Origin of the sequence: Nocardia sp. JMUB6875, assembly GCF_041154655.1 — a bacterium.
Classification (GTDB): domain Bacteria; phylum Actinomycetota; class Actinomycetes; order Mycobacteriales; family Mycobacteriaceae; genus Nocardia.
Map to the genome: position 1 here is coordinate 1 of NZ_BAAFGR010000251.1, position 7,874 is coordinate 7,874.

Here is a 7,874-nt window from a genome sequence, read left to right on the forward strand (position 1 = left end):
TCGTAATTGCCGTTGGCGGGGGGCATTCCGGCGATTTGCTCGGGATTGGGGAATTGGTCCACGGGGGTGCCCTCGAGGGCGCCGTCCATGGTTTGTTTCCACAGGTCGGCGGGGAGGCCGGAGCCGTAGATGGCCGCGCCGCGGGAGGTCCGGATGGGTTGGGACTGTTCGGTTCCCACCCAGACGGCGGTGGAGAGGGACGGGGTGAAGCCGACCATCCAGGCGTCCTTGTTCTGGCCCGAGTCGCCGAGCTGGGTGGTGCCGGTCTTGGCCGCGGACGGGCGGCCGCCCGCGAGGTTGTGATTGTTGGAGTAGGCGGCGATGGGGAGCATGGCCTGGGTGACCGTGTCGGCGACGGCGGACTGGATGCGCTGCTCGGACTTGCGCGGGTCCTTGGCGCGGTCGAGCAGGACCCGGCCGTCGCCGGTCATCACCTTCTGCACGAAGTAGGGGGCGCGGTAGGCGCCGGAGGCGGCAAGGGTGGCATACGCCGAGGCCATGTCGATGGGGCGCACCGAGTACGCGCCCAGCACGATGGCGGGCAGCGGCGGCCCGCCGTCCTCGGTGAGGGTCTTGCCCGGCACGCCGGGGATCTGGTCGGGGATGCCGGCCTGATGCGCCGCGTTGGCAATGGCTTTCGGGCCCTCGAACAGGGTCTGGGTCAGGCGGTAGAAGCTGGTGTTGAGCGAGCGTTTGAACGCCTCGCCCAGCGAGCAGGTGCCGCACGACTCACCGCCCACGTTCTGGATCTTCTCGCCGTTCACCGTCAGCGGTTCGCTGTCGAGCTTGTAGGACAGCGGAATTCCCTGCTCGAGTGCGGCCAGTACCGCGAAAGTCTTGAAGGCCGAACCGGTTTGCAGCGGGGCCTGCGCGAAGTCGAAGCCGATGCCGTCGGGGCCGCCGTAGTAGGCGCGCACCGCGCCCGAGCGCGGATCCACCGAGACCACCGCGGTGCGCAGCTCGCCCGGCTGCCCGCCCAGCACATTGCCGACCGCGTTCAGCGCGGCCTGCTGCGCCTTGGCGTCGATGGTCGTGATGATCTGCAGCGCACCGGTATTCAGCTCGTGTTCGCTGATCCCGGAGGCGCGCAGCTCGCGCAGCACCTGGGCGCGGATCAGGCCCTCGGGGCCGCGCGGGGTGCTGTCGTCCACCTCGGTGACCGGGACGATGCCGGGGAAGACGGTGGCCGCGCGCTCGTTACGATTGAGCACGCCCATCTGCACCATGCCGTCGAGCACATAGGTCCAGCGGGCCTTGAGCTGGTCGAGATGGTTCTCCGGATCCAGCAGCGAGGGCGTGCGGATCACCGACGCCAGCACCGCGCCCTCGGCCAGGGTCAGTTCCGGCGCGGACTTGGCGAAATAGGCCTTCGCCGCCGCCGAGATGCCGTACGCGCCGCGACCGTAGTAGATGGTGTTGAGGTAGGCGGCGAGAATGTCGTCCTTGCTCCATTCGCGGGCCATCTTGGCCGAGATGATCAGCTCGCGCATCTTGCGGCTCAGCGTGCGTTCGGAACTCAGGAAGGCGTTCTTCACGTACTGCTGGGTGATCGTCGAGCCGCCGCCGGCGTCGTCGCGGCCGAGCAGATTGTCACGGGCCGCGCGCAGGAACGCCGAGGTGGAGTAGCCCGGATTGGTGTAGAAGTTGCGGTCCTCGGCCGAGAGCACCGCCAGCCGCACCGGCTCGGGTACGTCGCTCAGCGGCACCGGCACCCGATTGCCTTCGGGCGGAACGACCTTCGCGATGACGGTATTGCCGTCGGAGGTCAGGATGGTGGCGATCTGATTGGTCTGCACCGCGTTCGGGTCCGGGATCTCGGCGCTCCAGTACGCGATGCCCATGAGCGTGGTCGGCATGACCACCAGCACCAGGAACAGCGCCAGCAATAATCGGCGGATGCGCTGGCCGCGGCTGCGGCGCGGACGCGGTGACGCCTCAGGCTGTTTCGGGGCCTTGGGCGGTTTGGGCCGCCGCCGCGGGCGGCTGTGCGAGGCGTGTGCCTGCCGTCGGGCGGCGGCGGTCGCCAGCTCGTTCCACCCGGTCGCGGCGCCGTACGCCGGTTCCCCACGACGTCGCTTGCGGGACGAGCTCACGAGCATCTCCTTCCGGAGCGTCGACAAAGCTTGTGACAGGTGACGCCGTAGGCCCTCCCACGGCGGCACCCATGCTAATCGACGTAGGGGGGCGTCCCTAGCTCTTCACGCCGCCGGCGGTGAGGCCGGAGATGATGCGGCGCTGGAACAGCAGCACCATGATCACCAGCGGAATGGTGACGATGGTTCCGGCGGCCATGATGGCGGTGTAGGGCTGCACCAGCGGGTTGTTGCCCGAGAAGCGGGCGACCGCGACCGTCACCGGCTCGGTCTTGTCGCTGGAAAGCAATCGCGCCAACAGGTATTCGTTGACCGCCGCGATGAAGGCCAGGATGGCGGTGGTGAACACCGCCGGGGCCGCCAGCGGCAGCATGACCAGCCGGAAGGCCTGGAAGCGCGACGCGCCGTCGATGCGCGCGGCCTCCTCGAGCTCCCACGGGAGTTCGGTGAAGAACGAGGCCAGGATGTAGACGGTCATGGGCAGCACGAACGAGATGTTCGGGATGATCATGGCCTGGTAGTGGCCGATCCAGCCCAGGTCGGTGAACAGCTGGAACAGCGGGGTCACCAGCACCACCACGGGGAACATGGAGGCGGACAGGATGAGTCCGGACACCACGTACTTGCCCTTGAAGGTGAGCCGCGCCAGCGCGTAGGCGGCCATGATGCCGATCAGCAGCGCCACCACCGTGGTGGCCGCGCCGATGATCACGCTGTTGCCCAGGGCGCGGCCGAAGTCGTTGCCGCGGCTGGTGTCGAAGGCGTTGCGGAAGTTCTCCAACGTCACGTGGGTGGGCCACGGGGTGTTGTCGAAGGTGTACTCCGGGTCGCGCAGCGCGGTCACGACCATCCAGTAGAACGGGCCCAGGCCCCACGCCAGCACGATCAGCGCGCCCAGGTAGACGCGGCCGGAGGTCAGCCGCTTGCCCAGCGGAACCGATTGGCGGGCGGGCTTTTTCGTGGTCTCGATGACACTGGTACTCATCAGTTCGCCTCCCGCTGTGCTTCCTGGGTGCGAACGGCGTTGGCGCCCAGGACCTTCACCAGGAAGAAGGCCACCATGAAGATGAGCAGGAAGGTGATCACCGACAGGGCCGAGGCGCTGTTGGGGCCCTGGCGCACCTGATCCACCACCAGCATGGAGATGGTCCGGGTGGCCGGGTTGGACTGGGTCATGATCGCGGGCAGGTCGTACATGCGCAGCGCGTCCATGGTGCGGAACAGGATCGCCACCAGCAGAGCGGGTTTCAGCAGCGGCATGGTGATGTGCCAGAAGCGCTGCCACGCGGACGCGCCGTCCACGCGCGCGGCCTCGTACACGTCGGCCGGAATCACCTGCAGCCCGGCGAGAATCAGCAGCGCCATGAACGGGGTGGTCTTCCACACGTCGGCGGCGATGACCGCGAAGCGGGCGGGCCACGGGTCGGCGGTCCACAGGATGTGGGTGCCGAGGACCCGGTTGACCACGCCGTCGTACTGGAACATGAACTCCCACAACCGCGCCGTGACGGCGGTGGGGATGGCCCACGGGATCAGCACGGCCGCGCGCAGCAGGGCGCGACCCTTGAACGACTTGCCCATGATGACGGCCATGCCCAGACCGATGGTGGCCTCGAGCGCCACCGTCACCACCGTGAACAGCAGGGTGACGCCGATGGCGGTCCAGAACTGGGAGCCCAGATTGCCGGTGGGGCAGTCGACGGTCTCGCCGAGTCCATTGGTGCACTGCTGCAGCAGCCAGTGCGTGTAATTGCTGAATCCGGCGCCGCCGCCCTCGACGAACATGCCGGTGGACTTGTCCAGGCCGGAGTCCTGCTGAAAGGACATGATCACGGCCCGGACCACCGGGTAGCCGACCACCACGGCCAGTGCGAGCAGCACCGGCGTGACGAACAGCCAGGCCCGAGCCGAAACGCCCAGCGGCTTGCGCGCGCGTTTCGGCTTCTGGCCTTGTGGTGCTTGGGATTTCACGATCGACTCCGTGCGGTCGGGCGACGCGACATCGGTCGCTCCCGAAGGACGTGACACCTTATCTCTTCTCCTACGGGACCAACTCGTCGTCGAGCACGCCCTACGATCCGGCGGTCTCGATGCCCTTCTGCATGCCAGTGATGGCGTCGTCGACCGACTTGTTTCCGGTCAACGCAGCATAGGCGTTGTCCTGGATGGCCTTCGACACCGCCGGGTAGAACGGGGTGACCGGACGCGGCACCGCGGAGGCGATGGAATCCTTGAGCGCGGGCAGGTACGGCATCTTGGCGATCAGGGCCGGATCGTCGTACACCGAGGCGCGGACCGACGGCAGCGCGCCCGAGGCCACGATGTGCTGGGCGTCCTCGCTGATCAGGAAGCGCAGGAACTCCAGCGCGGTGGCCTTGTTCTTGGAGAAGGCGCTGATGGCCGCGTTGTAGCCACCCAGGGTCGAGGCGCCGATGCCGTCCTTGCCGGGCAGCGGGGCGACCCCGAACTTGTCCTTCACCGCGGAGGCGTCGGAACCGGCGTCACCGAAGGACGACGGCCAGCCGCGCATGAACAGGAGCTTGCCGGTGACGAAGGCGGTCTGCGACTCCGGCTCCTTGAAGGAGATGGCCTCCTTCGGGATGTCGCCGTTCTTGTAGGCGTCGACCAGGGTCTGCAGGCCGGCCTTGGCCTGCGGGCTGTTCACCGTCGGGGTCTTGCCGTCGGGGCCGACGAAGCTGCCGCCGAAGGCGTTGATGACCTCGGCGGTGTTCACGGTCAGGCCCTCGTAGGGCGCGAATTGCCCGGCGTAGCAGCCGATTCCGGCCTCCTTGGCCTTCGGGCAGTCGTTCAGCAGCTCAGCCCAGGTCTTGGGCGGCTCGGTCACCAGGTCCTTGCGGTAGAACAGCAGGCCGCCATTGGTGTTGCGCGGGGCGGCGTAGAGGGTGCCGTTGTAGGTGGCCGAGGCGACCGGCGGCGAGAGCAGGGTGGAGGTGTCGATGTTGAAGGTGTCCTTCAGCGGCTGGATCCAGCCCTTGGCCGCGAACTCCGCGGTCCACGGCACGTCCAGGGCGACCACGTCGTAGTCCGAGGCCTTGGCCTGCATGTGCTGCTTGAGGTCGTCGTACTGCTGGGAGGCGTCGTTGGACTGCTCCTTGAACGTCACCTTCTCGTCCGGATGCAGGGCGTTCCAGCGGTCGATGAGCTGCTTGACCGCACCGGTCTCGGTGGTGTCCTTGCCCTCCACGTAGGTGATCGGGCCGCGGCCGGTGAGGTTCTCCGACGTCGAGTTGGATTTGCTGCCGCTGCTCGAGCAGCCGGTGGCGAGAGTCGCCGTCAGCAAGGCCGCCGATGTCACGGTCAGCACGGCACGCGGAACCAGCGGCGATCGTAGGGACGACACCATCTTCAAAGCCATCGCGGATACTCCAGGGTCGAGACGTGAGCGGCGGCACACCCAGCCGGTTGCACAAGGGAAGATACATGGTGGACGTTCCCCGCGCGGGGACTACCTGGTCACTCGCGCGTGACCATGGGGTCGTCGGTGCAGCTAGGCTGTCGTGCGATGTCTTCTCAGGACAAGATGCTCACCAGGATCGGCGGGCTGCTGCGGCAGGCCGAATCGACCGACAACGAGCATGAGGCCGAGGCCTTTCTGGCCGCCGCACAGCGGCTCGCGACCGGATCGTCGGTGGATCTGGCGGTGGCGCGGGCACATATCGCCAATCGCGAGCGACGGCCCACACCGACGCAGCGGGTGATTCCGATCGGCGAGGCCGGAAAACGCGGGCTGCGAACGTATGTGCAGCTGTTCGTGGCCATCGCGGCCGCCAATGACATTCGCTGTGATGTGGCGCGCAGCTCGACGACGGTGTACGCCTACGGATTCGACACGGATATCGACACCTGCGAGGCGCTGTACACGAGCCTGCTGATCCAGATGGTGCGGGCCTCCGACCAGTACATCAAGTCGGGTGCGTACAAGACCGCCACCACCGAGAAGATCGTGGTGGAACGGCGGTACGGGCGGAAGGTGCAGCGGTCCGTGCGGGTTCCGGTCGCGGCGGTCACGGCGCGGCTGAACTTCCAGATGGCCTTCGCCTCCCGCATCGGCCGCCGGCTCGCCGAGGTCAAGGCGGATGTGGAGAACGAGGCGGTCAAGGCCGACGCCAACGAATCCGTGCCCACCGGAACGGCACTCGCGCTGCGCGACAAGGAACTCGAGCTCACCGACTTCTACTCGCGCACCTCGGAGGCGCGCGGCACCTGGAAGGGGCCGCAGGCCTCGGCCGGGTACTCGGCGGCCGCGCGGCGGGCCGGTGACCGGGCGGGCAAGGCGGCGCGGCTGGGTGATTCGCCGGAACTGGGCGGCGTGCGGGGGCAGCTGCCGCGCGGCGCGGGCGAATAGCGAACGCGCGCATGGCGGTCCGGGATGCGCAGCGCTCCCGCGTGTACGACGCCGAGGGGCTGGTGCGCGGCATGTTCGACCGCGCCGACGAATTCGGGGTGCGGACCGTGGAGATGCACGGCTCGCAGCTGACGCTGCCGATCGAGCGGCGGTTCGCGTCGGTGGAATCGGTGCAGGCGTATGTGGATCGGGTGCTGGCGTTGAACTGGGTTCGCGCGCAGTGGGATCGGGCCGGGGCCGCGGTGACCGTGCGGGCGCGCAGTGGGGCGAAGGCGGCCCACTACGAGACCGAGCAGTCTGTGCTGGCAGTCCCGCTGCACGTCGGCGGAACCGCTTGGGCGCTGCGGGAATTGGTGATCCTGCACGAGCTCGCCCACCACCTCGAACCGGAGACGGGTGAGGTCGCGCCGCACGGGCCCGAATTCTGTGCCCGCTACCTCGAATTGGTGGACGGCGTCATCGGGCCGGAGGCGGCGTTGCTGCTGCGGACCACCATGTATTCGTGCGGCGTGCGTATCGCCTGATCAGGGCAGCAGCTTGCGCACGCGGGCCAGCCGCTGCCGCCACCAGTCGACCCGCTCCGGGTCCGGATGGCGGTAGCGTTCCAGCAGTTCGGGATCCGGGGTGGGGGCGCTGCGGGGGACCGTGAGGTAGCCGTCGACCGGGCGCAGCGGATCGGTCACCACATCGCCGGTGAGCAGCGACAAAGTGTCCAGGCCGCAGGCGAAATCGAGGTGGGGGAGCGCGCCCGCGAGGGCGACCTGCGCGGCCAGGCCGACACTCGTCTCCAGGGCCGACGACACCAGGCACGGCAGCCCGGCCGACGCGGCGACCTCCAGTGCGCGCCGAACCCCGCCCAGCGGAGTGCATTTCAGCACCGCGACATCGGCCGCGCCCGCCACCGCCACCCGCAGCGGATCCTCCGCGCGGCGAATGGACTCGTCCGCGGCGATGCGCACCTCGACCCGCTTGCGCACCGCGGCCAGCTGCTCGACCGTCCGGCAGGGCTGCTCGACGTACTCCAAACCGCCTGCGGCGCGGTCGATCAGCCGAATCCGCTCGACGGCGGTGTCCACATCCCACACCGCGTTGGCGTCGACCCGCACCGCCCCGTCCGGCCCGAGCGCGTCGCGCACCGCGGCCACCCGCTCCAGATCCTCACCCAGCGAATCCGGATGGTCGGCCACCTTCACCTTGGCTGTGCGGCAGCCCGAGGCGGCCACGATCTCCCGGGCCCGCTCCGGTCCCACGGCGGGCACGATGCAGTTGACCGGCACCCGATCCCGCACGGGCTCGGGCCATCCCAGCGTCGCCTGCTCCACGGCCGTGGCCAGCCACGCCGCCGCCCCCCCGTCGTCGAACTCCGGGCACGCCCAGAACTCACCCCTCCCCCGCGCCCCGGGAATCAGCATCCC

7 protein-coding genes are annotated in these 7,874 nt (G+C 68.7%); 2 read left to right on the plus strand and 5 right to left on the minus strand.

Annotation, left to right across the window (positions count from 1 at the left end):
• The 4 genes from ACAM49_RS36720 to ACAM49_RS36735 all read right to left on the minus strand — a co-directional run.
• The coding region (locus tag ACAM49_RS36720) for a transglycosylase domain-containing protein (RefSeq protein ID WP_369640134.1) at positions 1–2,099 on the minus strand (2,099 nt) is incomplete at its 3' end.
• A 91-nt stretch (positions 2,100–2,190) separates the two neighbouring features.
• On the minus strand, positions 2,191–3,078 hold the full coding sequence (locus ACAM49_RS36725; RefSeq protein WP_369640135.1) for a carbohydrate ABC transporter permease: 888 nt from the start codon (positions 3,076–3,078) through the stop codon (positions 2,191–2,193).
• Positions 3,078–4,013, minus strand: a complete 936-nt coding sequence (locus ACAM49_RS36730) for a carbohydrate ABC transporter permease (RefSeq protein ID WP_369640140.1) — start codon at positions 4,011–4,013, stop codon at positions 3,078–3,080. Before ACAM49_RS36730 ends, ACAM49_RS36725 begins: the two co-directional genes overlap by 1 nt.
• A 151-nt stretch (positions 4,014–4,164) precedes the next feature.
• Positions 4,165–5,469, minus strand: a complete 1,305-nt coding sequence (locus tag ACAM49_RS36735; protein ID WP_369640136.1) for an ABC transporter substrate-binding protein — start codon at positions 5,467–5,469, stop codon at positions 4,165–4,167.
• A 147-nt stretch (positions 5,470–5,616) separates the two neighbouring features.
• Between ACAM49_RS36735 and ACAM49_RS36740 the strand changes: the two genes are divergently transcribed.
• Together ACAM49_RS36740 and ACAM49_RS36745 are read left to right on the plus strand one after the other, a co-directional pair.
• Positions 5,617–6,459 (plus strand): DUF2786 domain-containing protein, encoded by an 843-nt coding sequence (locus ACAM49_RS36740; protein ID WP_369640137.1) that lies wholly within the window; start codon positions 5,617–5,619, stop codon positions 6,457–6,459.
• Between the two features lie 11 nt (positions 6,460–6,470).
• The gene (locus ACAM49_RS36745; RefSeq protein ID WP_369640138.1) at positions 6,471–6,983 is read left to right on the plus strand and encodes a TIGR04338 family metallohydrolase; all 513 of its coding nucleotides are present in this window, start codon (positions 6,471–6,473) and stop codon (positions 6,981–6,983) included.
• On the opposite strand, the gene ACAM49_RS36750 is transcribed toward ACAM49_RS36745, so the two are convergent.
• The coding region (locus ACAM49_RS36750) for an o-succinylbenzoate synthase (protein ID WP_369640139.1) at positions 6,984–7,874 on the minus strand (891 nt) is incomplete at its 5' end.

Excerpts from the sequence above, each read along its gene's own strand:
- ACAM49_RS36740 (WP_369640137.1), top strand. The coding sequence starts at position 5,617 with ATGTCTTCTCAGGACAAGATGCTCACCAGGATCGGCGGGCTGCTGCGG.
- ACAM49_RS36735 (WP_369640136.1), bottom strand. The coding sequence starts at position 5,469 with ATGGCTTTGAAGATGGTGTCGTCCCTACGATCGCCGCTGGTTCCGCGT.
- ACAM49_RS36725 (WP_369640135.1), bottom strand. The coding sequence starts at position 3,078 with ATGAGTACCAGTGTCATCGAGACCACGAAAAAGCCCGCCCGCCAATCG.
- ACAM49_RS36745 (WP_369640138.1), top strand. The coding sequence starts at position 6,471 with ATGGCGGTCCGGGATGCGCAGCGCTCCCGCGTGTACGACGCCGAGGGG.